Origin of the sequence: Sphingobium sp. CCH11-B1 (assembly GCF_001556865.1) — a bacterium.
In the GTDB taxonomy this organism is placed as follows: Bacteria; Pseudomonadota; Alphaproteobacteria; order Sphingomonadales; family Sphingomonadaceae; genus Sphingobium.
On record NZ_LSJY01000080.1, the window covers coordinates 15,465 to 39,467 of the forward strand.

At 62.2% G+C, this 24,003-nt stretch carries 17 protein-coding genes, 1 tRNA gene and 1 pseudogene; 6 read left to right on the forward strand and 13 right to left on the reverse strand.

Translation table 11 applies throughout. The annotated features are described in order from the left end of the window. Positions 1-62: 62 nt before the first annotated feature. The 7 genes from AX724_RS09115 to AX724_RS09145 form a co-directional block, all read right to left on the reverse strand. Positions 63-1,607: a class I adenylate-forming enzyme family protein gene (locus tag AX724_RS09115; RefSeq protein ID WP_026108915.1), complete on the reverse strand. Its 1,545-nt coding sequence runs from the start codon at positions 1,605-1,607 to the stop codon at positions 63-65. Positions 1,608-1,736: 129 nt separating this feature from the next. Then, positions 1,737-3,371, reverse strand: coding sequence for a GMC family oxidoreductase (locus AX724_RS09120; protein WP_082730782.1), 1,635 nt, complete (start codon positions 3,369-3,371; stop codon positions 1,737-1,739). Positions 3,372-3,447: 76 nt separating this feature from the next. Further along, on the reverse strand, positions 3,448-4,872 hold the full coding sequence (locus AX724_RS09125; RefSeq protein ID WP_157228455.1) for an aldehyde dehydrogenase family protein: 1,425 nt from the start codon (positions 4,870-4,872) through the stop codon (positions 3,448-3,450). 231 nt (positions 4,873-5,103) lie between these two features. Next, positions 5,104-7,647, reverse strand: coding sequence for a TonB-dependent receptor (locus AX724_RS09130; RefSeq protein WP_060978502.1), 2,544 nt, complete (start codon positions 7,645-7,647; stop codon positions 5,104-5,106). 503 nt (positions 7,648-8,150) lie between these two features. Beyond that, positions 8,151-9,659: a tyrosine-type recombinase/integrase gene (locus AX724_RS09135; protein ID WP_231736599.1), complete on the reverse strand. Its 1,509-nt coding sequence runs from the start codon at positions 9,657-9,659 to the stop codon at positions 8,151-8,153. A 7-nt stretch (positions 9,660-9,666) separates the two neighbouring features. Beyond that, a tRNA-Met gene (locus tag AX724_RS09140) sits at positions 9,667-9,743 on the reverse strand. A gap of 103 nt (positions 9,744-9,846) precedes the next feature. After that, complete coding sequence (locus tag AX724_RS09145; RefSeq protein ID WP_066765578.1) at positions 9,847-10,716, reverse strand: alpha/beta hydrolase; 870 nt, start codon at positions 10,714-10,716, stop codon at positions 9,847-9,849. Between the two features lie 138 nt (positions 10,717-10,854). On the opposite strand from AX724_RS09145, the gene AX724_RS09150 reads away from it, so the two are divergent. The 4 genes from AX724_RS09150 to AX724_RS09165 all read left to right on the forward strand — a co-directional run bounded on the left by AX724_RS09150 (position 10,855) and on the right by AX724_RS09165 (position 14,911). After that, on the forward strand, positions 10,855-12,264 hold the full coding sequence (locus AX724_RS09150; protein WP_066765581.1) for a circularly permuted type 2 ATP-grasp protein: 1,410 nt from the start codon (positions 10,855-10,857) through the stop codon (positions 12,262-12,264). Between the two features lie 4 nt (positions 12,265-12,268). Beyond that, positions 12,269-13,201 carry an alpha-E domain-containing protein gene (locus AX724_RS09155; protein ID WP_066765583.1) on the forward strand — a complete coding sequence of 311 codons (933 nt, stop codon included), beginning with the start codon at positions 12,269-12,271 and terminating at the stop codon, positions 13,199-13,201. Between the two features lie 26 nt (positions 13,202-13,227). Continuing rightward, the gene (locus tag AX724_RS09160; RefSeq protein WP_066765585.1) at positions 13,228-14,082 is read left to right on the forward strand and encodes a transglutaminase family protein; all 855 of its coding nucleotides are present in this window, start codon (positions 13,228-13,230) and stop codon (positions 14,080-14,082) included. 91 nt (positions 14,083-14,173) lie between these two features. After that, positions 14,174-14,911, forward strand: coding sequence for a peptidase (locus tag AX724_RS09165; RefSeq protein ID WP_066765586.1), 738 nt, complete (start codon positions 14,174-14,176; stop codon positions 14,909-14,911). A 79-nt stretch (positions 14,912-14,990) separates the two neighbouring features. Here AX724_RS09165 and ilvD read toward each other — a convergent pair whose 3' ends face one another. After that, positions 14,991-16,841, reverse strand: coding sequence for a dihydroxy-acid dehydratase (gene ilvD / locus AX724_RS09170; RefSeq protein ID WP_066765587.1), 1,851 nt, complete (start codon positions 16,839-16,841; stop codon positions 14,991-14,993). A gap of 215 nt (positions 16,842-17,056) precedes the next feature. Between ilvD and AX724_RS09175 the strand changes: the two genes are divergently transcribed. Continuing rightward, positions 17,057-17,734, forward strand: a complete 678-nt coding sequence (locus AX724_RS09175; RefSeq protein ID WP_082733469.1) for a L,D-transpeptidase family protein — start codon at positions 17,057-17,059, stop codon at positions 17,732-17,734. 85 nt (positions 17,735-17,819) lie between these two features. Here AX724_RS09175 and ahpF read toward each other — a convergent pair whose 3' ends face one another. From ahpF to AX724_RS09190, 4 genes are all read right to left on the reverse strand, one after another. Further along, the gene (ahpF, locus tag AX724_RS09180) at positions 17,820-19,400 is read right to left on the reverse strand and encodes an alkyl hydroperoxide reductase subunit F (protein ID WP_066765619.1); all 1,581 of its coding nucleotides are present in this window, start codon (positions 19,398-19,400) and stop codon (positions 17,820-17,822) included. Between the two features lie 236 nt (positions 19,401-19,636). Further along, complete coding sequence (gene ahpC / locus AX724_RS09185; protein WP_066765588.1) at positions 19,637-20,200, reverse strand: alkyl hydroperoxide reductase subunit C; 564 nt, start codon at positions 20,198-20,200, stop codon at positions 19,637-19,639. A gap of 204 nt (positions 20,201-20,404) precedes the next feature. Further along, positions 20,405-20,614: a hypothetical protein gene (locus tag AX724_RS24445; protein ID WP_082733470.1), complete on the reverse strand. Its 210-nt coding sequence runs from the start codon at positions 20,612-20,614 to the stop codon at positions 20,405-20,407. A gap of 7 nt (positions 20,615-20,621) precedes the next feature. Then, positions 20,622-21,509, reverse strand: a complete 888-nt coding sequence (locus AX724_RS09190; protein ID WP_066765589.1) for an SPFH domain-containing protein — start codon at positions 21,507-21,509, stop codon at positions 20,622-20,624. A 136-nt stretch (positions 21,510-21,645) separates the two neighbouring features. Here AX724_RS09190 and AX724_RS09195 point away from each other — a divergent pair. Continuing rightward, positions 21,646-22,627: pseudogene (locus AX724_RS09195) on the forward strand (threonine ammonia-lyase). Between the two features lie 4 nt (positions 22,628-22,631). Here AX724_RS09195 and AX724_RS09200 read toward each other — a convergent pair. Then, positions 22,632-23,945 carry a DUF3422 domain-containing protein gene (locus AX724_RS09200; RefSeq protein ID WP_066765591.1) on the reverse strand — a complete coding sequence of 438 codons (1,314 nt, stop codon included), beginning with the start codon at positions 23,943-23,945 and terminating at the stop codon, positions 22,632-22,634. Between the last annotated feature and the right edge of the window lie 58 nt (positions 23,946-24,003).

The following is a 24,003-nucleotide window of genomic DNA, read 5'->3' on the forward strand; positions in this document are numbered from 1 at the left end:
GTCTCCCGCGCGCCGGCAGGCGGTCACCGGAATAGAGGATGTGGCTAGGATGGCTGCGTCGGTCATGCCCCCGAAATGCGCCGGTCCTGGCCCGCCCAATAGGGCTCTCGAAGCTTTGAACGAAGCACCTTTCCGACATTGCTCAACGGCAGTGGCTCGGCGGTAAAAACGACCTTGCTTGGCTTTTTTGCGGAGCCCAGACGCTGGCGCACCAAATCTATTATCTCGGTCTCCGTGATTTGTGCTCCGGGCTTGACACGCACCATTGCAAGCGGCGTTTCACCCCATTTTTCATGGGGCACGCCAAAGACCGCGACCTCGAGTACACCGGGATGGTCGGCAATTACGTTTTCGATTTCGGTGGGATAGATATTGAAGCCGCCTGACACGATCATGTCGTTGTTGCGATCGAGCAGATACAAAAATCCGTTTGTGTCGATCATGCCGACATCGCCGGTTTTGACCCAGCCATCTTCCATGCGCCGGGCGGTTTCCTCCGGATCGTTCCAGAATTCCTCCATCTGGCCATTTTCGAACCGTGCGACGATCTCGCCGGGCTCGTTTGGTCCCAGCACCTTTCCGTCCTCGTTACGGATTTCGATATCGGCGCCACTCATGGGACGTCCGACCGCCCGAATTGGGGCAGAACCTTCAAATTCGCCGAACCACTCGTTGGGCCCCATAGACGCGATGGGCAGGATTTCGGTCTGTCCATAGCCCGAATGAAGAACATGATTCCCGAATATCTGGCACGACTTGCGAAGCGTCGGCTCGGAGATCGGCGCTGAAGCACTCAGCAGAAACTTCAAATTCGGAAAGTGGCGGCCATATGCCCCGTCGTGATGCACTATGGCATTGAGCATGGTGGGGGCTACAAAGGCATGGCTGATCCGTTCCTGCTCGAGAGTGTCAAGAAAGGACGCTGGATCGAAGCCGTCCATCATCACGTTGCGGGCGCCGCAATACCAGGCCGGCACGAACAGGAAGCCCGATGCATGGGACAACGGGCCGACATGCAGAATGGCATCCCCTGGAGCCACTTGGGGGCCGATGCTGAAAAATGCGGCGGAGATCGTCATCCATGAACGGTGCCGATAGGCAACGCCCTTGGGTTTGCCCGTCGTGCCGCCGGTGTGGCGGATGACACAATAGTCCTCCGGCGCGACGACGGGATCGGGATCCCGGTCCGAGGCTGTCGCCAACCAATTCTCATAGTTGTGATCGCGGATAATGATCCGCTCAAGCGTCGGAGCTTGGGCATCCAGCCCCGCCAACTCCGAAGCCAATGCCTCATCGACCAGCGCCAACCGAGATCCGGTACTCGCGATCATATGGGCGTGCGCTTCACATCGGTTGCGCGCATAGAGAGGAACACGCGTATAGTTTCCAATGGCAGCCGCCAGTATGATGTCGGCGGCCTCGATGGAGTTCTTCTCCAGCGTAGCAATCCGGTCACCCGGTTGAAGGCCGCACTCCGCAAGAGCATTTGCGAGCTTCACGCCGCGCAACCAGGCTTCCGAGAAAGTCAACCGCCTGTGGCCGTGAACGAGAGCCTCTTGCTGGGCGAAATAACGTGCGGCGCGACGTATTTGCGTACGGACGTCCATCAGCCGCGCTCCTCTAAGGCGCTCGCCCACAATGGCGCAGTCGACACATAATAAACTGACATGCGATAGGCCTCTCCGGACTTCTTTTCGTAAGCATCTGTGTCTGCAGCATTGATCCAATCGTCCAATTCAATATTCTGCGATGCTATTCTTGCTGCTCATATTATCGTGCCGGATCATGTCGGCGGCTTTCTCGCCGATCATGATGCAGGTTGCATTGGTGTTGCCGTTGACGACTGATGGCATGATCGAGGCATCGGCCACGCGGATATTTGCGAGGCCGTGAACGCGCAGGCGGTTGTCGACCACCGCCATCTCGTCGGTGCCCATCTTGCATGTTCCCACCGGATGATAAGCATGATTGGCTTCTGCCCGGATATAGGCGTCGATCTCTTCATCAGTTTCAAGGTAGCGGTCAGGATAGAGAGGCCGTTTCATCATCGCCTTCATGCGATCCGAATGCAGGATCTCCTGCACGACACGGAAGGCATTGCGCAACGTCTTGAGGTCGTCGGGATGACTCAAGAGATTGAGGTCCATCTTGGGATCGGATTCGGGGTTTGAGTCATGTAAGGCAACCCAGCCGCGGCTCTTTGGGCGCCCAATATTGAGAATGATCGTATAGCCCCATTTCGTCATCAGCTTGTAGTCGCGCGCATGGTCGCGATAGGCGAGCGGCACGACATGGACCTGGCAGTCCGCCCGGTTCTGCCCCGGCGCGGATCGCAAGAAACCGCCTGCAGCCGTGGGCGGCGATGCCAGCCAGCTTTTCCTTTGCGTGAGATACTGGAATAGGTCTCGCACGGTCTTGAGCGCGCCAACGACATTGAGTGCGATCCCGAGCCGCTTCTTCGACTGGTAAACCAGCATCAGGTCAGGATGGTCGTGAAGATTCTGGCCGACACCGGGAATATCATGAATCACTTCGATTCCATGCTTCTCCAACTCATCACGCGGTCCGATACCGGAAAGCATCAACAGTTGGGGCGAATTATAGGCGCCGGCGCTGACAATGACTTCCTTTTCGCACGGGATCGTCTTCAACTGCCCGTCCTGGGAATACTCGACTGCCACCGCGCGGTTGCCCTCAAACCTGATACGATGGACGCGGGCATGTACTTCGACGCGGAGGTTGCCGCGCCTGCCCATCACCGGATCAAGGTAACACGCCTTCACGCTGGCGCGCTTCCCGTCCTTCACGGTAAACTGATAGATGCCGACACCTTCCTGGCTGGCACCATTGAAGTCCGGATTGGCTTGATGGTCCAGTCCAGTCGCCGCCTCGATGAAAGCATCATAGACATCGAATTCGCGCTTGCCGTTGGATACGTGAAGCGGTCCCGACGAGCCGTGAAACTCATCCTCACCGCGCTCATTATTCTCAGCCTTGCGGAAATAGGACAGGACATCGTTGTAACCCCAGCCGTCGTTGCCGAGTTCGGCCCAGTGGTCGAAATCCGACCGGTCGCCGCGGATATAGACCATCCCGTTCATACCGCTCGATCCACCCAGCATCTTCCCGCGCGGATTGTAGAGGCGGCGGTCGTTGAGCGCCTTTGAAGGGTCGGTGTTGAACCGCCAGTTGAGCGTATTGATCCGATAGTCTTGGATCAGCGCCGCAAAAGCGCCGGGCGTGGACACAAGCGGCGAGGTGCCTGGGCCGCCTGCCTCGAGCAGGCAAACGGTGACATCGGGGTCCTCGGACAACCGGCTGGCGATAACGCCGCCCGACGACCCACCTCCAATAATTACATAGTCAGCCATTTGCTTCCCTTGTCATTCGACCCATGCTGGCGACCCGGCGTCATGCAACATGCCAGCATCAACCGCCGCAGCCACGTCAGAGGATCTTTTCGAAGATGTTGAGTAGTCCTTCGGTCTTGCTCGAATAGGGTGGCAGAAGTTGACCAAGCAGGCTGAGTTTCGGCTGAGAGAACACCGGCTTGTAATGAGTGAAGCGCTCGAAACTGGCGACGCCGGTATAGGCACCGATGCCGCTCTGTCCGATGCCACCGAAAGGCAGCCGGCGCTGGAAGACGTGCATGACCGTGCCGTTGAGAGTCACGCCGCCAGCGTGCGTTTCGGAAATGATCTTGCGCCGTTCCTCACTTTCGTCGCCAAAATAATAGAGCGCCAGCGGGCGCTCATGCCGGTTTACGTAGCGAATGAGCTCGTCTTCGGAGCGATATGGCATGATCGGCAGGATCGGTCCGAAAATCTCCTCCTGCATCATCGCCATGTCATCGGTAACGTCGAGAACCGCCAACGGCACGATCCGATGCCGTTCAGGAAGCGTTCCATCGCCGTTGTCCGAGAGGTTGAGCACCGTCGCGCCCTTGGCTTCGGCATCATCGAGCAAACCTTGGAGCCGCGCGAACTGTCGGTCATTGATGATACTGGTGAAATCGGGGTTGCTTGCCGCGTTGGGGTAGCATTTGGCAACCTGAGCGCGGAGTGCGGCGACGAAGCTTTCCATCTGATCGACATGGACGAAGGCATAGTCAGCGGCGATGCAGGTCTGGCCGGCGTTGAGCAGCTTGCCGAACACTAAGCTTTCACAGACTTGTGCAAGCGATGCACCCTTGCCCACGATGGCAGGGCATTTGCCGCCAAGTTCCAGAGTAACAGGTGTAAGGTTGGCAGCCGCCGCTTCATAGACTTTGCGGCCAACCGCGGGTGAACCGGTGAAGAGAATATGGTCGAAAGGTAGGGCCGTCATCGCCTGTGCCATGTCGGGCCCGCCCTGGACAATCGCGAATTCCTCTTCGGCGAAATACCGGCGCACAAGCCGCTCGCTGGCTTCGGCGGCGTTGGCGGAAACTTCGCTCGGCTTTGCGATCACGCGGTTGCCGGCCGCCAATGCACCGGCCGCGCCAACGAATATGGTGCCGAGCGGATAGTTCCACGTGCCGAGAACGCCCACCACACCTAGGGGCTGGGGGACCAGGCGCGATGAACCGGGAAGGCCGAAGATGTCAGTCTTCACCCGCCGCGGCCTCAGCCACGTCTTCAGATTGCGGCGCGCAAATTTAATTTCCGATATGCCAAGCATCAGGTCGAGCAGGATAGTCTCGTAGCGGGATCGAATGCCGAAATCGGCGGCAACGGCATCGACCAATTCGTCTCTGTGCTGCTCAAATATCCGGCCAAGGCGCCCGAGCAGGTCCATGCGTTCTTCGTAGCTGCGCGAAACCTGCTCACGCGTCCCTTCGCGTTGGGTCGCGAAAATTCGTTCCAGCTCAGTTCTGTTCCGAGACGCATCCACGTTAAATCGTCCGGAGGCGCGCTGGCCGCTCGGCGCTGCTCGCCTGGGCGGTGCTTTCAGCTGCGCCGATCTCAGTGATCACAGCGCGCTCGATTCTGTACGCCGTGCCGATGAATGAGGGACCGTTGCCGGTGGAACGCATAATGGATGCTCCTCGGTCTGAAAGTCAGGTCGAAAAAATCGGGGGCAGCGGGCGGGAGAGGATGCCCGCCGCCCCCGTCGCAGCAGCGATCAGAACTTGACTGTCGCTTCGACGCCATAAGTGCGCGGCATGCCGCGGTTCAGATAATCGTAGCCGAACACGTTGATGTTGAGGCCGTAGGTGTAGTAATATTTGTCGAACAGATTCTTCGCCCACAAGCTAACCGACATATTGTCGTGCGCATAGGTTAATCGCGCATTGGCGAGCCAGTAGCCCGGATTTGCGCATGTAATCGCCTTACCCGCGAGCGTTATGTTCGATCCCGCTGGGGGTGTATCGCACGGTGTCTGCCCATAATTCTTGAACGGATCAAAATAGTACTTGCCCATGTAGGACGCATCACCGCGCAAGGTCAGCTTGTTGGTGCCGTCATCGATCATATCCCAGTCGAATCCGGCCTGGAACGTAACCTCCGGCGCGTTCGGGAAGGGATTGCCGTTGACGTTCAATGTCGGGCTGGCCGGGTTTGCCGGATCGATCACATTGCCTTTGTACTTGCTGTTGAGATAGCCCAGCGAAGCATCGAAACGCAACGTATCGGCCACCTGCCAGGCGAGTTCGGCCTCGCCACCGAACAGGCGACCATTGGCGCTGCGCGTGAAGGTTGTAGCGCCGACCACCTGCGTTACTTGGTGATTCGAATACTCGTAGTAGAAGCCCGCGAGGTTAAGTTGGACGCGGCGATCGAACAGCCGGGTTTTGAGCCCCGCCTCATATGCATTCACCTTTTCAGGCTGGATATAATAGACTTGATTGACGCCCTGATAGGCAAGCCCGTTGAAGCTGCCGCTGCGGTAACCGCGACTGTACTGGAGATAGCCCATGATATCATCGGCGAACTCATAGCTGACATTGATACGGCCGGTTAGCCTGTTTGCCTTTTCGCGCTGCTCAAGCGGCGCGAGATTGGGGTTGTATGGATTGCTGTAGGGGATCAGGTTGACAACCGGCGTCGTACCGTCGAGCGCATAGAGGAAAGTGCTGCCGTTAAGGTAATTGACCTTATCCTGGGTGTAGCGTGCACCCACCGCCACGGTCAGCCGCTCGGTCGCTTTCCAGGTTACGTCGCCGTAGATCGCCTTCGAGGGGCGCGACACGTCAAAACGCTGTTCGCCGAGGATCGGGGTGAACGGAGGCGCGCCTGCCCCGGCGCAGCCCGCCGAAAAGCTACCCCCCATGCCGCCATTGCCCGTATTATTGATCGCGATGTCGGTCTGGAGTGCAATCAGCGAGCGTGCATCAAGGAAGCCGTTGGGATTGATCTCGATCGCGTCGCAGAATCCGGCATCGCCAGGCCCCAACGCCGGATTGGCGGCAAAGGCTGGGATATAGCGGATCGCGTCGGGCGTTCCGATTGCGGCGTTATTGTAGCTGCCCGGAAGACCGGCGCCAAGCAGCAGCGGCCTCAGCGCCCCGAAAAAGTCCGGGTAGTTGACCGTCTTGACCTTGTCCCTGCCATAATAAAGGCCGGCAATGATATCGAGGCGGTCGTTCGAATAGCTGAAACGCAGGTCCTGGTTGAAATTCTTGCTCGTCGACGTGAGGCCGATCGAGCAGAGATCGGCTGGGCCGCCATCGCAATCATCAGGATTGTTGATATAGTCGCCGGTGTCGTAGCCGGTAATCGAGGTGACGGAGAATTGGTCGCTGACATCCCATTTGATGTTGAGGGCTATCCCTTTCGACTTGCTGATGTTCTTACCTACCCGATCAACTGCGACCTCATTGTCACGCAGCAACCGCCCGCCTAGGAAAGGTTGCGGATCGTAACGCGAATAGCCGAGCGCATCCTGCCCGCCCGCGAGTTGACCACCTGCATAGGGCGCGGTGCCCCATGGATCGTCCTTCGCGGCATAGAGCTTCAAATTGATGTCGAGATCGGGATCGGGCCGGAAGCGGATCGAGATGCGACCGCCGATCGTATCGGTGGTCCCTAGGTCGCGCTCATTCCCAGGCAGTACATTGCGCTGCCAACCATCCCCTTTTGCAAAAGTACCGGCGACGCGGACGCCCAAGATGTCGGGAACCAGCGTCGCTTCAGCGGCGCCCTGCACCGTGAAAGTGTCGTAATTGGCATAGCCGGCGGTCAGATAGCCATTGGCCTCTCCCAGATCCGGCTTGCGCGTGAAGAAGCTGATCGCGCCACCCGTGGTGTTGCGACCGTAGAGTGTTCCTTGCGGTCCGCGCAGTACCTCGACCCGGTCGATGTCATAGAGTTGCAGGCCATGGCTCGCCCGGAAGCTCTGATAGACTTCATCGACATAGACGCCAACCGGCGACGCAGTGGAGGCGGAAAATTCGTTCGCCACTGAAATCCCGCGCAGCGAGAAATTCGGTTGGGTGCGACCATAGGGAGTGGTGACTTGCAGGCTGGGGATCGCGCCCATCAAGTCTGAGGTCTCCGTGATGCCGCGCGTGCGCAGCGTCTCGCCGCCTATGGCGGAAACGGCGGCTGGAACATCCTGCAAATTCTGTTCGCGCTTCTGCGCCGTGACGACGATTGTCTCAAGGCCACCTTCCTGCGCCTCGGGCTTTTCGCCCTGCGATGCAGCGTCCTGGGCATGTGCCGGCACTGCAAGCGCACACGCGATCGATAGCGCGGTGGCACAAAGCAAATTTGTCCTAAAGGCTGTGACCATGACTGTCCTCCCCACGGCATTTTTTGATTTGGCGCCATTTGCCGCGCCTTGGGGCTCATCGTCCAATTCAATTTGTTGGCGAACTATTCCTCCCACTCATTGATTAAGGACTGATGAGCCTGCACCGCTGACGCTTCGTGGCGACGCAAATAACCCCATATATTTCATTGAATTAGTCACGCTGAGCGCGTCCATCGGGACGGATGCGCGCGTTCTGCTCGCCCCAATCGAGCCCTTCCAGACGATGTATCGGCGTAATTGGCGGTCCCGGCGGTTTCCCTTGTCGAGTTGCAAGGGGAATCAGCTATGATGAGATGTAGTGAGATACGGTTTCTTGGAGTTCATTCTACTATTCGCGGATGCATCTAAGTAGCTGATATTTCTAACAACTATGGCGAAAACCGCGCCTCTAAATCGGCGGTTCTGACTTTTGAGGCTCATCGCGAAGCCGCCCGAAGGGGGCGTTGCCAATACGGCTGTCTCTGGTCGCTTGGTGGCAGGTGCTGGATGGGAGCGGAACAGCGCATGAATTGTGAGAACTCGATAGGATTCTTCTCGACATTCGACACTGCGGTTGCCGCGTCGATCACGTCGGCCCAGTCTTGGAGCATCCGCCTTCGCGGTGTGAGATAGAGCGCACTGTTGTAAGCGCCGCGCACCTCATCCTCGTCCTCGTGAGCGAGCGCCATCTCGATCCAATCCGGCTTGTAGCGTTCGGCTTCGTTCGCCCAGGTCGAGCCGAGCCCCCTAAACCCATGTACCGTCTGCCGATGGAGATACCCCATCCGATAACAGGCATAGATCATGGTGTTCTCGGAAATAGACTTTCCAGGCTTGGCTCCGGGAAAGAGGAACGCATCGTTCGTCGCCTGCAAGCGGCGCTGAACGATCATTGCGGCCTGGCGGGACAGCGGAACAAGATGCTCACGTTCCATCTTCATGCGCTCCGGCGACAGACGCCATAGCGGGTTCGGTCCATAGAGATCCTCGAACTCGTCCCTGGCCGCGAAGCGGGTTTCGCTGGTTCGGACCCATGTGAGCAAGGTGAACAGCAGCGCGTCACGGGTGATCTCGCGGCGGCGCGGCGTGTCCTCGCCGTCATAGGCGAAGATCGCTCGCACCAGCTTCGGAAACTCCGCGAGCGGCACGCGCGCCATGTGCCTGACGGGCGGCTTGGGCTTGAGCGCATCGTTGAGGCCGAGCGTCGGATCGATGGTCGCCCAGCCGCTCGCGATCGCGAAGCGATAGATCTGGCTGACGTTCTGCTTGAGGCGACGGGCGATATCGAGGGCGCCGCGCGCTTCGACCGCGCGGATCATCTCGAGAATCTCGGGCGGGTCGATTTCCGTGATCGGACGCTTCCCGATGACCGGAAAGACGTCGCGCTCCATCCGGTTGATGACGCGCAGGGCATGGGCCGAGTCCAGCCCTTCAATACGATTGGCGTGCCAGGCCCGCGCAATCTCTTCGAACAGCTTGAGCGCGGCCCTCTGCTTCTTCGCCCGCTTCCTGGCCTCGGCGGGGTCCTCACCCTGATCGAGCAGCCGCTTGGCTTCGGTCCGCTTCTCGCGGGCGATCGCCAGCGTGACGGTCGGATATTTGCCGAAGCTCAGCAGTTTTTCCTTGCCGTCGAAGCGGTATTTCAGGCGCCAGAGCTTCGATCCGTTCGGCTGGACGAGCAGGTGCAGGCCTTCTCCATCGGACAGCTTGTAGGGGCGCTGCCGCTTGGTGGCGTATTTGACCTCAAGTTCTTTCAAAGCCATCTGGGGGTATCGCCTGTTTTGGGGACAGCCGAAAAATACCCCCAAAATACCCCCAATCCAAATCGCCGTGGGTGGCCGCAGCCGGTCGCACCGGGACGCCGGCGTACGCAACGGGACGCGAAAAATATTTGATTTTCCTCGAAAAATGTCTGCCAGTGGCCTCAGTGGGTCACTGGTGGACAATCCGGGTTGGTAGCGGAGGAGGGACTCGAACCCCCGACACGCGGATTATGATTCCGCTGCTCTAACCGGCTGAGCTACTCCGCCCCTGGGGCTACCGGGGCATGGCCCCGTGGTGAGGCGGCGCTATACGCAGGCGATGGTGAACGGTCAACGGGCCTTTTGCGGGATGGGCAAAAATGCTGATCCGCTACTTGCGCCGCAACTGCCACCCTGCCGGAAGGGATGGGGCAAAGTGCGACAGGGCATGCGCGTCGATCGCCTCCACAGCGGCGCTGACAAGCGGACCGATCCGGGCCATATCCGGATTATGGCCCGCGCCGGGTGCGACGATCCAGGCCGCGGGTGCTTGAGCCGCGGCGAAAAGCGCCGCCGCCTGACCCATGTCCACGCGATCGTCGGCCGTGCCCTGCAACATGAGGAACGGGGCTCCAATCGTTCGCACGGCGTCCAGATTGTTCCATTTGTCGGGCAGCAGGCCGCCGATCCCCGCCGGTGCGGAACCCGCCAACCTGTCGAAGGTCGACAGCGTCACGACACCCGCTACCGGCGCGGTCTGCCCATCCCGCCTCAGCGCGGCGGCGACATGCAGCGCGACGGCACCGCCCAGCGAATGACCGATCAGGAAGACCCGTGCGTCCGGTCCTGCCAGTCGGCGCGCTTGCGCGACGAAGGCGCGCCCGTCAGCGACCAGTCCCGCCTGTGTCGGCTTGCCGGGATTGCCGGCAAAGCCACGGTAGGAGACGACGATCACATGGTCGCCGTGCCCGGTCAGATATTCGGCATAGCGCGCGCTGATGCCCGGGTTCGACCCACGCCCATGGAAGAAGAGCAACACGTCGCGATCGCTCGCATCGCCCGGCCAGTAGTAGCCGGTCAACGCAAGGCCATCTTCGCCGGTCACGCGCAGAGGGCGTGGCGCGTGCCGCGTGAAGGCGGCCACATCGACCGGCGCGCCGTCCGCGTGATAGATGCCGTGTCGCATGGTGCCGGCGCATCCGGCGAGCGTCAGGAATAGCGCTGCCGACATGCCCGCGCGGCGGAAAATACCTGACGTCATGGCGTCTTTGTGGGCCTCCGCACGTTGGAGGGCAAGCAAGGCGGCGTTGACGGCATTTTTTCTGTTGCAATCGCGGCGTCGCCGCGCCCTACTGTTGCAACGCACAACCGGCCCGACGGCCGAGGGAGGATTGTCCACTTGCCCTTCCATGAGATGTTTGAGCCTGACGGTTCGATCCGAGGCTGTTACGACGAAGTGCAGCAATGGGTGGAACGAACCGGCATCGCCGGGCTCAATCGCCGCATGGACGAGGCCGAAGCGATCTTCCGCCGCATCGGCATTACCTTCGCGGTATATGGGGAAGGGGGCGATCCCGAGCGGCTGATCCCCTTCGACCTGCTGCCCCGCATCTTCACCGCGCAGGAATGGCGTATTCTGGACAAGGGCATCCGCCAGCGGGCGCGCGCGCTCAACGCCTTCCTGCATGACGTCTATCACCGCGGGGAAATCGTGAAGGCCGGCATCATGCCTGCCGACATCATCTATAAAAACAGCGCCTATCTGGCCGAAATGGCGGATTTCACGCCGCCGGGCAAGGTTTACAGCCATATCGTCGGCATCGATATCGTGCGAACCGGGCCAGGCAGTTTCGAGGTGCTGGAGGATAATTGCCGCACCCCCTCGGGCGTGTCCTATATGCTGGAAAACCGGGAGATCATGACGCGCATGTTCCCGGAGCTTTTCGCCCAGGGCGTCGTCGCACCCGTGGATGACTATCCTGCCGAATTGCTCAAGTCGCTGAAGGAAGTCGCGCCGCCCGCCTGCAAGGGCGATCCGGTGGTCGTCGTCCTTACGCCCGGTTCGCTGAACAGCGCCTATTACGAGCATAGTTTCCTCGCCGACCTGATGGGCGTCGAACTGGTCGAACCTGCGGACCTTTTCGTTGAAGACGACCGCGTCTGGATGAAGACGACGCTGGGCCCCAAAGCGGTCGACGTCATCTACCGCCGCATCGATGACGAATATATCGATCCGCTGGTGTTCCGGCCTGACAGCCTGCTGGGGGTGCCCGGCATCTTCAATGTCTATCGCAATGGCGGCGTGACGCTGGCGTCGGCGCCCGGATCGGGCATCGCGGACGACAAGGCCGTTTATATCTACGTGCCTGAGATGATCCGCTTCTACCTGGGAGAAAAGCCGATCCTGGACAATATCCAGACCTGGCAGTGCGGCAAGCCTGACGAACTTGCCTATGTGCTGGACAACCTCCACGAACTGGTTGCCAAGGAAGTGCATGGATCGGGCGGCTACGGCATGCTGATCGGGCCAAAATCCACGAAGGACGAGATCGCCGCCTATGCCGATCGCATCAGGGCCAATCCGGGCGAATTCATCGCGCAACCGACGCTCGATCTTTCCACCGTCCCGACGCTCGGCCCAGCGGCGGTGGTCGGTCGCCACGCGGACTTTCGCCCCTATTGCCTGGTGGGCAAGCAGATTCGTCTCGTCCCCGGCGGTCTTACCCGAGTCGCACTGACCGAAGGATCGCTGGTGGTCAATTCCAGCCAGGGTGGCGGGGTCAAGGACACCTGGGTCCTGCAGGATTGATGACATGCTGAGCCGGACCGCAGAAAATCTCTTCTGGATGGCGCGCTATATGGAGCGCGCAGAATCCACCGCCCGGCTGCTCACCATGGGGCAGCGAATGGCGATCCTTCCTGGCGCGCATCACCGCGACGAATGGCGATCGGTCGCGCGCGCGACCGGCGCGGAGCATCGCTTCCCCGAAGGCAAGACCGTCACCGAAAGCGATGTCGTCGCCTGGCTGATGCTCGACCTCGACAATCCCAGCTCGATCCGCTCCTGCCTGCTCAAGGCGCGTTCCAACGCCAAATCTGCCCGCACCATGCTGACCCAGGACATGTGGGAAGCGCTGAACGAAGGCTGGCGCAAGCTCGACAGCTATGACGTGGCTGAGGCGCGGCAGCAGTTGCCGGCGCTGATTGACTGGGTGAAGACCCGCGTCATGACCTTTCGCGGCGCGGCCCATTCGGGACAATTGCGCAATGAGGGGCATGACTTCCTGCGCACCGGCTCCGCGCTGGAGCGGGCGCAGATGACGCTGCGCCTGCTGGACGTCAAATATTATGTGCTGTTGCCCGAAACCGAGGTGATCGGCGGCAATCGCGACCATTATCAATGGACGTCGGTGCTTTACGCCCTGTCGGGCGCGCGCGCCTATCATCATGTCTATGGCGGCACCTATACGCCCTGGCAGATCACCGATTTCCTGATGCTGAACCGACTGTTCCCGCGCAGCGTCGCCTATTGTTACGATCAACTGGCTTACCGGCTCAACCGGCTTGCGGGCTGGCATGATGCGCGTGCCGCCTGCCATGATACGGTGCAGGAACTGGTCGCGGGCCTTGAGGCGCAGGACAGCGGTGAGATTTTCCGGCGGGGCCTGCATGAAACGGTGCAGGGTGGCCTCATGATGACGAATCGCCTGGGGCATGAGATCGCCCAGGCCTATCATTTCGGCTGACGGCAGGCGGGGAGGGGCGCGCTCGCATGAAATTGCTGGTCCGTCACCAGACTGTCTATCGCTACGCAGCATCGGCGGGACGGGTCGCCATGCGCCTGAAGCTGATGCCAGTGGATACGCCGATGCAGACGGTCGAGGACTGGCAGGTCAGCGTCAACGGCGATCCGCTGACTGGCTTTCGCTCCAACAGCTATGGCGAGATGGAGGCGGTCTGGATTCGCCACGATCGGCTCGACGACGCTGTCATCGTTGCCGAAGGGCTGGTCGAAACCCGCGAGACGCACGGCATAGTGGGTCATCTCTCCAGTCGCGTGCCGCCCGCTTATTATCTGCGCGACACGCCGCTGACCCGTGCGTCGGAAGGGATAGCCGCCCTTGCCAGCGATCTGCCGGAAGAGGGCGGACCGCTCAATCGCCTCCACGCCCTGTCTGGTGCGGTCCGCGATGCCGTCGCCTACCGCGCCGGTGTCACGAGCGCTGAAACCAGCGCGGCGCAGGCATTCGCCATCGGCGCGGGCGTTTGCCAGGACCATGCTCAAATATTCATCGCCGCCGCCCGCTCGCTAGGCGTGCCGGCGCGCTATGTCTCGGGCTATCTGCTCGCGGGCGATGGTGATTTGCTGCATGAAACCCATGGCTGGGCGGAAGCTTTCCTGCCGGATCTCGGCTGGATCGGCTTCGATCCGTCCAACCGCGTCTGCGTCACCGACCGTTATCTCCGCCTGGCGAGCGGCCTTGATGCCGACGATGCCGCGCCTATCCGTGGCTCGGTCACGGTAGCGGGCGACATCAGCATCGACGCGGATGTCCGCATCGCGGTGGCGCAGGATGGCGTCGAGGAACGGCAGTTGCAGCGCCAGCAGCAACAGACTAGGCCCTAGACCCGACAGGACCGATTCCCAGCGATCGCGTACCGGGCGGACGTCCGGCGCCGCGAACGCGCCAACGAGAATGTGAGGAGGCCGGGGGGCCATGACCTATTGTGTGGCGGTGCGCGTGGACCAGGGGCTGGTCATGCTGTCCGACACCCGCACCAACGCGGGAATGGACAATATTGCGCGCTTCCGGAAGAGCTTCACCTATCATGTGCCGGGCGAACGGGCGATCACAATGCTCTGTTCGGGCAACCTGTCCATCACCCAGGGCGTGAAGGCGGTTCTGAGCAAGGCGATCAAGGAATCCGCGCTCGACCCCGATGTGGAGACCATCCTCAATTGCGACACCATGCATCGCGCCGCGCAGATCGTGGGTGACGCGATGCGCGCGATGCAGAGCCGGTACCGGGAAAGCATCGAGATGGGCGGATCGGGATCGGGCGCGTCCATCATGATCGCGGGTCAACGGCGGGGCGGCAAGCCTCGCCTATACCTCGTCTATTCCGCCGGCAATTTCATCGAGGCGACCGAAGACACGCCCTTCTTCCAGATCGGCGAGCATAAATATGGCAAGCCCATTCTCGACCGCATCATTCGCCGCGAAACCAGCCTGGAAGATGCGGTGAAAGCGGTGCTGGTGTCGATGGATTCGACCCTGCGCTCCAATCTTTCGGTGGGCATGCCCCTCGACCTGACGGTGATACCGACGGACATTTACGACTTCCGCGTCCGCACCCGGATCGAAGCCGACAATGAGGAGTTCGCGCGCATTTCCCACAGTTGGGGCGCCGCCCTGCACAAGGGCTTCAAGGATCTGCCGAACGTCCTGGACTAGAGCATTTTGGAAGCGGACGGCATCGGCCGCTGCCTGGGGAAGAAATGCGGAAAATAAAAGATCATATCTTAGGCGAGCACTATTTCTCGATCTGGCTGACGTCGCGCACCGCGCCCCTGGCGGCATTGGTCGTCATCGCCGCATAGGCGCGCAGCGCCGGCGTGACCTCGCGCTTGCGGCCGAACGGCTTCCACGCCTTCGGCCCTCGCGCGTCCATGGCCTCGCGCCGCGCGGCCAGCACCGCGTCGTCCAGTTCCACATTTATGGCTCGCGCCGGAATGTCGATCAGGATCGGATCGCCCGTTTCGATCAGCGCGATCATGCCGCCTTCCGCCGCCTCGGGCGAGACATGGCCGATCGAAAGACCGGACGAGCCGCCGGAGAAGCGCCCGTCCGTGATGAGCGCGCAGCTCTTCCCCAACCCCTTCGATTTCAGATAGCTGGTGGGGTAGAGCATTTCCTGCATGCCCGGTCCGCCCTTTGGCCCTTCATAGCGCACGATGACGATGTCTCCGGGCTTTACTTCATTGCCGAGGATGCCGGCGACCGCCGCGTCCTGGCTTTCATAAACGCGCGCGGTGCCGCGGAAGACATGGATGCTTTCGTCCACGCCAGCAGTCTTCACGATGCAGCCTTCAGGCGCGAGATTGCCGAATAGCACGGCGAGGCCGCCATCCTTCGAGAAGGGATGGTCGATCGAGCGGATCACGCCATTTTCGCGGTCGGTGTCCAGTTCTTCCCAGCGCGCCGACTGGCTGAAGGCGACCTGCGTCGGTACGCCGCCGGGTGCGGCGCGATAGAAGGTGCGCACATCGTCGCTGTTGGTGCGGGTAATGTCCCACCGCGAAAGGGCGTCTCGCAGCGTGGCGCTGTGGATGGTCGGCAGCGAGGCGTCGACGAGCCCCGCGCGTTCCAGTTCGCCCAGGATCGCCATGATGCCGCCGGCACGATGGACATCCTCCATATGGACGTCGTTCTTCGCGGGCGCGACCTTGCACAGGCAGGGAACGCGGCGGGAAAGCCGGTCGATGTCGGACATGGTGAAATCGACGCCGCCCTCATAGGCGGCGGCGAGCAGGTGAAGCACCGTGTTCGTGGAGCCGCCCATCGCGATGTCGAGGCTCATCGCATTTTCGAACGCGGCGAAATTCGCGATCGACCGGGGCAGGACGCTGGCGTCGTCCTGCTCATAATAGCGCTTGGTGATGTCGACGATCAGATGGCCGGCCTCGCGGAAGAGACGCTCGCGGTCGGCATGGGTGGCGAGCACGGAGCCGTTGCCAGGCAGCGACAGGCCAAGCGCTTCTGTCAGGCAGTTCATCGAATTGGCGGTGAACATGCCCGAACAACTGCCGCAGGTGGGGCAGGCGGACCGCTCGATGGTCTCCACTTCCTCGTCGGTATAGCTGTCGTCGGCGGCGACGACCATCGCGTCCACCAGATCGAGCGCGACCTTCTTGCCGCGCACCACGGTCTTGCCCGCTTCCATCGGGCCGCCGGACACGAAGACCACGGGAATGTTGAGGCGCATGGCGGCCATCAGCATGCCGGGCGTGATCTTGTCGCAGTTGGAGATGCACACGATGGCGTCAGCGCAGTGCGCATTGACCATATATTCGACGCTGTCGGCGATCAGGTCACGGCTGGGCAGGGAATAGAGCATGCCGCCATGGCCCATGGCGATGCCGTCATCGACCGCGATGGTGTTGAATTCCTTGGCGACGCCGCCCGCCGCCTCGATCTCGCGCGCGACCAGCTGGCCCAGATCCTTGAGATGGACGTGGCCGGGCACGAACTGGGTGAATGAATTGGCGATTGCGATGATCGGCTTGCCGAAATCCTCGTCCTTCATGCCCGTCGCACGCCAGAGGCCCCGGGCACCCGCCATGTTGCGGCCGTGGGTGGTCGTGCGGGAACGATAGGCAGGCATCTGGAACGGTCCTTGACGAGGGGGAAAGCGGCTCCTCTACAGCCATGCGGCCTAGTGTGAAACATATTATTCCTGCCGCCTGGCCTATTTCGCCTTTCGTGCTTCCAAGGGCTCCGCAGCATTCCTTTTGTTACGCAGGCGGCGCGATGTGCCAGCGCGGGACGTGGGACCGTAACAGGCCTGACATCCGCGCCGATCATGGTTAAGGAAGGGTTATGCCGACCTTGAGGCGATCCCTGCTGCACTATGCCGCCATCCTGCTGGCCTCCGCCGCGATGGCTGCTGGCTCCGGGCAGGCGGGGGCGCAGGGGGAGGAAGATCGCCTGGCGCCTGGCGCCTATCGCTGGATGGCGGAAGGACCGTTCGATGGGCCCATATACCTCATCATCAGCATCGAGAAGCAGCGGGTCCATGTCTATGACGGAGACCGGCTGATCGGCATCGCGCGGGTTTCGACCGGGACGAAGGGACATCGGACGCCGACCGGCGAGTTTCCGATCCTTCAGAAACGCCAATGGCATCGATCCAATCTCTACAGCAACGCGCCGATGCCTTTCATGCAGCGACTGACATGGGACGGGATCGCGCTTCACGCCGGGCATGATCCCGGCTATCCGGCGAGCCACGGGTGCATCCGCCTGCCCTATGCCTTTGCCCGGCAGCTTTTCGCCCTGACGGCGATCGGTACGCCGGTCGCCGTCACGCAGGATCGGCTGACGGCGGCGCTGAAGCTGGATGCGCTGGTGGCGGCCGATCCGGCCAGCGCGGTCGTGACTTTCGGGACGGCGCTTCGCCAGGAGAAGGCGGCAGTGACGGAACCGCCCCGACAGGCCGAGGTGCCGATGCTGGAGGTCGATCCGGCGATATTCGGGATGCGCCTCAGACGTCGCTGACCAGCATCGCTGGCCAGAATTTTCCGCGCAGCATCCGGGCGGCCGATCAGGAGACCGGCCGCCCGTCCAACGCCCGCTGGGAAGGTCAGGCTGCCTGTGCGGCGTCTTCCACCGCTGGCAGGCGGATGAGATAGTCGAAGGCGGAAAGCGCCGCGGTCGATCCCGCGCCCATGGCGATGACGATCTGCTTGTAAGGCACGGTCGTGCAGTCGCCCGCCGCGAAGATGCCGGGCTGGCTGGTCTCGCCGCGCGCGTCGATCTCGATCTCGCCACGTGGCGAAAGGGCGATCGCGTCCTTCAGCCATTCAGTGTTGGGGACAAGGCCGATCTGAACGAAGATGCCTTCCAGTTCGATGTCATGCTCGGTGCCGTGGTTGCGGTCCTTGTAGCTAAGGCCCGTCACCCTCTCGCCATTGCCGTCCACCTTCGTCGTCAGCGCCGACGTGATGATCTTGACGTTGGGCAGGCTGGCGAGTTTGCGCTGGAGAACGGCGTCGGCGCGCAACTGGCTGTCATATTCGATCAGAGTCACATGGGCGACGATGCCGGCGAGGTCGATCGCCGCCTCGACGCCGCTGTTGCCGCCGCCGATCACCGCGACGCGCTTGCCCTTGAACAGCGGACCGTCGCAGTGCGGGCAATAGGCCACGCCCTTATTCTTATACTCGTCTTCGCCGGGAACGCCCATCTGCCGCCAGCGCGCGCCGGTGGAGAGGATGAGGGTCTTGCCCTTCAAGGACGCGCCATTTTCCAGCACGACTTCATGATAGCCGCCTTCGGCCCTGGCAGGGATCAGCTTTGCCGCCTTCTGGAGGTTCATGATCTCCACGTCATATTCCTTGACGTGCGCCTCCAGTGCTGAGGCGAGCTTGGGCCCTTCGGTGCGGCTGACCGAGATGAAATTCTCGATATCCATCGTGTCGAGCACCTGTCCGCCGAAGCGTTCCGCCGCGACGCCGGTGCGAATACCCTTGCGCGCCGCATAGATCGCCGCCGCCGCCCCAGCGGGGCCGCCGCCGATCACCAGCACTTCGAACGGATCCTGGGCCTTGATCTTTTCGGCGGCTCGCGCTGCCGCGCCGCTGTCGATCTTCGCAACGATCTGCTCCAGCTCCATGCGACCGCTGGCAAAGGGTTCGCCATTCAGAAAGACAGTGGGTACGGCCATGACCTTGCGGGCGTCGACCTCTTCCTGGAACAGCGCGCCATCGATGGCGACATGGCTGATCCGGGGGTTCAATACGCTCATAAGGTTCAGCGCCTGCACCACGTCCGGGCAATTCTGGCAGGACAGGGAGAAATAGGTCTCGAACGCGAAGTCGCCGTCGAGGTCGCGGATCTGCTGGATCAGGTCCTGCGCCGCCTTCGACGGATGGCCGCCGACCTGGAGCAGCGCGAGCACGAGGCTGGTGAATTCATGTCCCATCGGCAGCCCGGCGAAGGTGACGCCGATGTCCGTGCCCACGCGCCGTATCATGAAGCTCGGGACTCGCTTGCCGCTGCCCGATGTGACGCTCACCTTGTCCGACAGCTCGGCGATCTCACCCAGCAACTCCTTGAGCTCGCGCGACTTTGCGCTATCGTCAAGCGACGCCACCAGCTCTATGGGCTGCGTGATGTTCGCCATATAGGCCTTGAGCTGGCCCTTGAGATTTGCGTCCAACATGATCGTAGCTCCGTTGATGGCGCGCCCGTTCGTGCGGCGCGGAGGCGCATGCGCCGGACGGTGCGACCCGAAGGCCCGGCGGATGCGGTTATGACTTTTCGCGAAGGACCCCTGCAAAAGCAGGAGCCGACTTCCCAGGCGGGACTGGCCCCTGCTTTTGCAGGAGTAGGCCAGTCTCAACCTCATGGCGTCGCCGGAGCGGGTGGATGGTCCTCACCCCGGCGGCGCCGGTCTTTTTAGATCTTGCCGACCAGGTCGAGCGACGGCGCGAGGGTTTCGGCGCCTTCTTCCCACTTGGCAGGGCAGACTTCGCCCGGATGGCTCGCCCAATATTGCAGCGCCTTCACCTTGCGCAGCAGTTCGGCGGCGTTGCGGCCGACGCCTTCGGGAGTGATTTCAACCAGCTGGATCACGCCCTCGGGATCGAGCACGAAGGTGCCGCGGTCGGCGAGGCCGACGCCCTCACGCAGCACGCCGAACTGGTTCGACAGCGCGTGGTTCTGATCACCCAGCATGTAATAATTGATCTTGCCGATGGCCGGCGAGGTGTCGTGCCAGGCCTTGTGGCAGAAATGCGTGTCGGTCGACACCGAATAGACTTCCACGTCCATGCCCTGCAGCGTGGGGTAGATGTCCGCCAGGTCTTCCAGTTCGGTCGGGCAGACGAAGGTGAAGTCGGCCGGGTAGAAGAAGAAGACGGCCCACTTGCCCTTCACATCGGCGTCCGTGACGTCGACGAACTTGCCTTCCTTGTACGCGGTGGCCTTGAAGGGCTGAAGGGGAGTGTTGATGAGAGCCATGGGCTATCCAGTTCCTTGCTTGAGAGGTTGGCGTTGCAATGCCGCATGTATGAATTCGGCGGGGGGATGGGAAATTGGTTTTCTCGGACGGGAAGATCGATAAAAACGATCACTATTCGCCCTATTGATCGACCGCTTCAGCAGCGGAAGGGAGGCAGACTAGTCCAGTTCCGATTTCCGTCGCACGATATAAGGCCCTGACGATCAACCTGATTTTGGTGGCCGACCGCGCGGACGCATCGCCGGGTCCGCCAGGGCAACGCCACGCCGGGCCAGGGATTCGCGCAAAAGCAGTTCCACCTGCGCGTTGACGCTGCGCAATTCTGCTGCAGCGCACCGCTCCAATGCGCGATAAAGCGCCGGGTCGAGTCGCAACGGGAAGGCCTTGCGCGCGGAGGGGGCATCCGTTGGCACCGCGGACCTATTGATAGAGAGTGCCGGTGTTCACTACGGGCTGGGCATCGCGCTCGCCGCACAGCACGACCATCAGGTTGCTGACCATGGCGGCGCGGCGCTCATCGTCCAGTTCGACCACATTCTTGGCGGACAATTGCTCCAGCGCGAGTTCGACCATGGACACGGCGCCTTCCACCAGTCGCGTCCGGGCGGCGATCACGGCTTCGGCCTGTTGCCGGCGCAGCATCGCCTGCGCGATTTCCGGCGCATAAGCGAGGTGGGTAAGGCGGCATTCGTCGATGCTGACCCCGGCGATCGCGACTCGCTCCTGCAATTCGGCCTGCAATTCGTCCGCGACATGGGCGCCGTCGCCCCGCAGCGTCTTTTCCTCATGGTCGAAATCGTCATAGGGATAGCGCGACCCGATTGCCCGGACAGCGCTTTCGATCTGGATTTCGACGAAGGCCTTATAATCGTCCACGTCGAATAGCGCCTGCGCGGTGTCGGTCACGCGCCACACCACATTGGACGCGATTTCCACGGGATTGCCGCGCTTGTCGTTGATCTTGAGCTTTTCCGAGGTGACGTTGTGGACGCGGACGCTGACTTTCTGGCGGCTGAGCCAGGGCAGGACCCAGCGCAGGCCGGCGGTTCGGTCGGTGCCGCGATAATCGCCGAACAGGAGGATCGCGGCGGCCTGGTTCGGCTGGATCAGGTAGAAGCCCGGCACCGTGAAAATGAACAGCGAAATAGACAGCGGGAGGAGGATCGCGCCGAGCGTGCCGCTGCCTTCCGAACCGATCAGGCTGAGCCCGGCCAGCGCCCCGATTATACAGAATGCAAGCAGAAGAAGCATGATATAGCCACTGGCGGTCGAGGCCTCTTTTTCGCGGGTGGCCTGAAGCAGGGTCATGGCACGCTCCTCCTCATAAACATGATATCATAGTTATATCATGTTTATGAGGAGGAGCAAGCAGGCCGCGCCGCCGCCATTGGCGCTTCATCGCGCTCTCCCGAGCGGCTAGGGGGCTGGGCAAAGGAGGCCCGTCATGCCGCACACGCCCGCCATTACCGTCGAAGATGTCCTGGACGCCGCACGGATGATCGCGCCCGCCGCCGTGCGGACGCCGTTGCTGGAAAATGCGGCGTTCAATGAGCGCTGCGGTCGCCGCGTGCTGATCAAGTTCGAGGGCGCGCAACGCACGGGATCGTTCAAGTTCCGGGGCGCCTATAACCGGCTGGCGCGGCTCGACGCGGCGGAGCGGCGGGCGGGCGTCGTCGCCTGGTCTTCGGGCAACCATGCGCAGGGTGTGGCGGCGGCCGCCAGCCTGCTCGCCATGCCCGCCGTCATCGTCATGCCGGCCGACGCACCCGCGATCAAGCTGGCCAACACGCGCGCGTTGGGCGCGCAGGTCGTGACCTATGATCGTCATACGGAAAGCCGCGAGGAAATCGCCACCGCGCTGGCGCAGGAACGCGGCGCGACATTGGTGCCGTCCTTCGACGATCCTTTCATCATCGCCGGGCAGGGCACGGCGGGGGATACTGGACCAGGCGGCGGAGGCCGGCGTCGAAGTGGGGCAGATACTGGTCTGTTGCGGCGGCGGCGGCCTGACCGCCGGCATCGCAACTGCCGTCAAGGCGCGAGCGCCATCTACCCGCATCTACACGGTCGAACCTGCCGGGTTCGACGATACGGCCCGGTCGCTGTCGAGCGGCGTGCGGGAAAGCGTGCGGCCCGATGCGCGCACCATTTGCGATGCGCTGATGTCGCCCAGCCCGGGCGCGCTGACCTTCCCGATCAACCGGGCGCTGGTTTCCGGCGGGCTGGTGGTCGATGACGACCAGGTGCGCGACGCCATGCGGTTCGCCTTTTCGACGCTGAAGCTGGTGGTGGAGCCGGGCGGCGCGGTCGCGCTGGCGGCGATGCTGGCGGGCCTTGCGCCGCAGGACGACGGCGCAAGCGTGGTCGTGATGTCGGGGAGCAATGTCGACGGCGCGGACTATGCGGCGATCGTCGGCGGCGGGTGACGGATCAATGATCGGCAGGGGCGCTGCCTCGCGGCCGCTTCACCTTCTTGAGCTGGCGAAGCCCGGCCCAGACGGCGACGACGATCGCCGGTATGAGGGCCAGGTCGATCCAGCCGGGCAGATGCGCGCCCTGCGCCTCCAGCGCTTCCCTGAAATAATGCCACAGGCCCAGCGCATAATAGCTGATCGCGACGACCGACAGTCCTTCCACCGTGTGCTGAAGGCGCAATTGCAGCCCGGTGCGCCGGTCCATCGACGCCAGAAGGTCACGGTTGCGCCGGGCAAGCGCGGTATCGACCCGGGTTCGCAGCATCGCGCTGGTCCAGGCGGTGCGTTGCGACAGATCCTCCAGCCGCCGATTGAACGCGTCGCAGGTCCGCATCGCCGGCAGCAGACGCCGCTCGGTGAAGTCGTCCAGCGATCGATAGCCGCGCACCGGCGCGACATCGAGCCGGCGGATGCGATCCAGGCAGAGCTCCGCATAGGCACGGGTGGCGCTCATGCGATAACGGGTTCGCGCCACGATCTGGGCCAGTTCGGCGCTCAACGCCGATAGCTTTTCCAGTACCGCGTCGGCGTCCGCGCTGGGCTGCGCAACCTGCGCCGTGACTTCTGTCAGACGCCGTTCCAGAGCGGCGACGGCGGGCGTCGCCTGTTGCGCTTCGGGAAGGCCCAGCAGGGCGATCTTGCGGTAATTGCCGAGTTCCTGAAGGCGCTGGACCAACAGGGCGGCTTCGGCGCCCTCCAGCCCGCGATCATGGATGAGCAAGCGCCCAAAGCCGCAGTCGTGCAAGCGGAAGTCGCTCCATATCCGTGCCCGGCCCTGCGCTACGTCCGATATGATGAGGTCGTCGGACGCGAAATGCGCGGCGATGGTGGCGCCGTCGGGTTCGTCGCCGACCAGCGCGATCTGGGTCGACCGGATGATACGGCCGGGCAGTTGGTCGATCCAGGGCCCGACGCCGTGGAAGGGCGCCAGGTCGAAGGGCAGGCCGTCCGTCGCGACGATGAAGCTGTAGGTGATGAATTCGCTGTGCCGTTCCCAGGAAAAGCCAAGCGTGTCGAGCGGGCAGGCGAAGAAACGGTCCCCCTCGTGCGGGCGCGCCACCTCCGGCGGGAGCAGGCTGTCGAGCGCGGCGATGCTGGCGCGGGCTTCTTCCTCATCGACCATCAGCATAAACTGGACGGCGCGGGATGGCGTGCCAAGGCGGGGCATCTTGCGCACATGCATCTCGCGCGAGAGCGAGGCGCGCAAAGGATGGCTAAGGGCGTCCAGCCGGTAGAAGGGATGTGCTTGCCCGCCTTCCGTCCCGCTCATCCGACCTGCCCCCCTTTGCCCCTCTCGCCGCATTAGTCCGACATAAAGGGGGCGAAAG

What these genes read in the sequence shown, in the direction of transcription:
- AX724_RS09115 (WP_026108915.1), bottom strand. Translation starts at nt 1,607, where the DNA reads ATGGACGTCCGTACGCAAATACGTCGCGCCGCACGTTATTTCGCCCAG.
- AX724_RS09120 (WP_082730782.1), bottom strand. Translation starts at nt 3,371, where the DNA reads ATGGCTGACTATGTAATTATTGGAGGTGGGTCGTCGGGCGGCGTTATC.
- AX724_RS09145 (WP_066765578.1), bottom strand. Translation starts at nt 10,716, where the DNA reads ATGACGTCAGGTATTTTCCGCCGCGCGGGCATGTCGGCAGCGCTATTC.
- AX724_RS09155 (WP_066765583.1), top strand. Translation starts at nt 12,269, where the DNA reads ATGCTGAGCCGGACCGCAGAAAATCTCTTCTGGATGGCGCGCTATATG.
- AX724_RS09160 (WP_066765585.1), top strand. Translation starts at nt 13,228, where the DNA reads ATGAAATTGCTGGTCCGTCACCAGACTGTCTATCGCTACGCAGCATCG.
- AX724_RS09165 (WP_066765586.1), top strand. Translation starts at nt 14,174, where the DNA reads ATGACCTATTGTGTGGCGGTGCGCGTGGACCAGGGGCTGGTCATGCTG.
- ilvD (WP_066765587.1), bottom strand. Translation starts at nt 16,841, where the DNA reads ATGCCTGCCTATCGTTCCCGCACGACCACCCACGGCCGCAACATGGCG.
- AX724_RS09175 (WP_082733469.1), top strand. Translation starts at nt 17,057, where the DNA reads ATGCCGACCTTGAGGCGATCCCTGCTGCACTATGCCGCCATCCTGCTG.
- ahpF (WP_066765619.1), bottom strand. Translation starts at nt 19,400, where the DNA reads ATGTTGGACGCAAATCTCAAGGGCCAGCTCAAGGCCTATATGGCGAAC.
- ahpC (WP_066765588.1), bottom strand. Translation starts at nt 20,200, where the DNA reads ATGGCTCTCATCAACACTCCCCTTCAGCCCTTCAAGGCCACCGCGTAC.
- AX724_RS09190 (WP_066765589.1), bottom strand. Translation starts at nt 21,509, where the DNA reads ATGACCCTGCTTCAGGCCACCCGCGAAAAAGAGGCCTCGACCGCCAGT.
- AX724_RS09200 (WP_066765591.1), bottom strand. Translation starts at nt 23,945, where the DNA reads ATGAGCGGGACGGAAGGCGGGCAAGCACATCCCTTCTACCGGCTGGAC.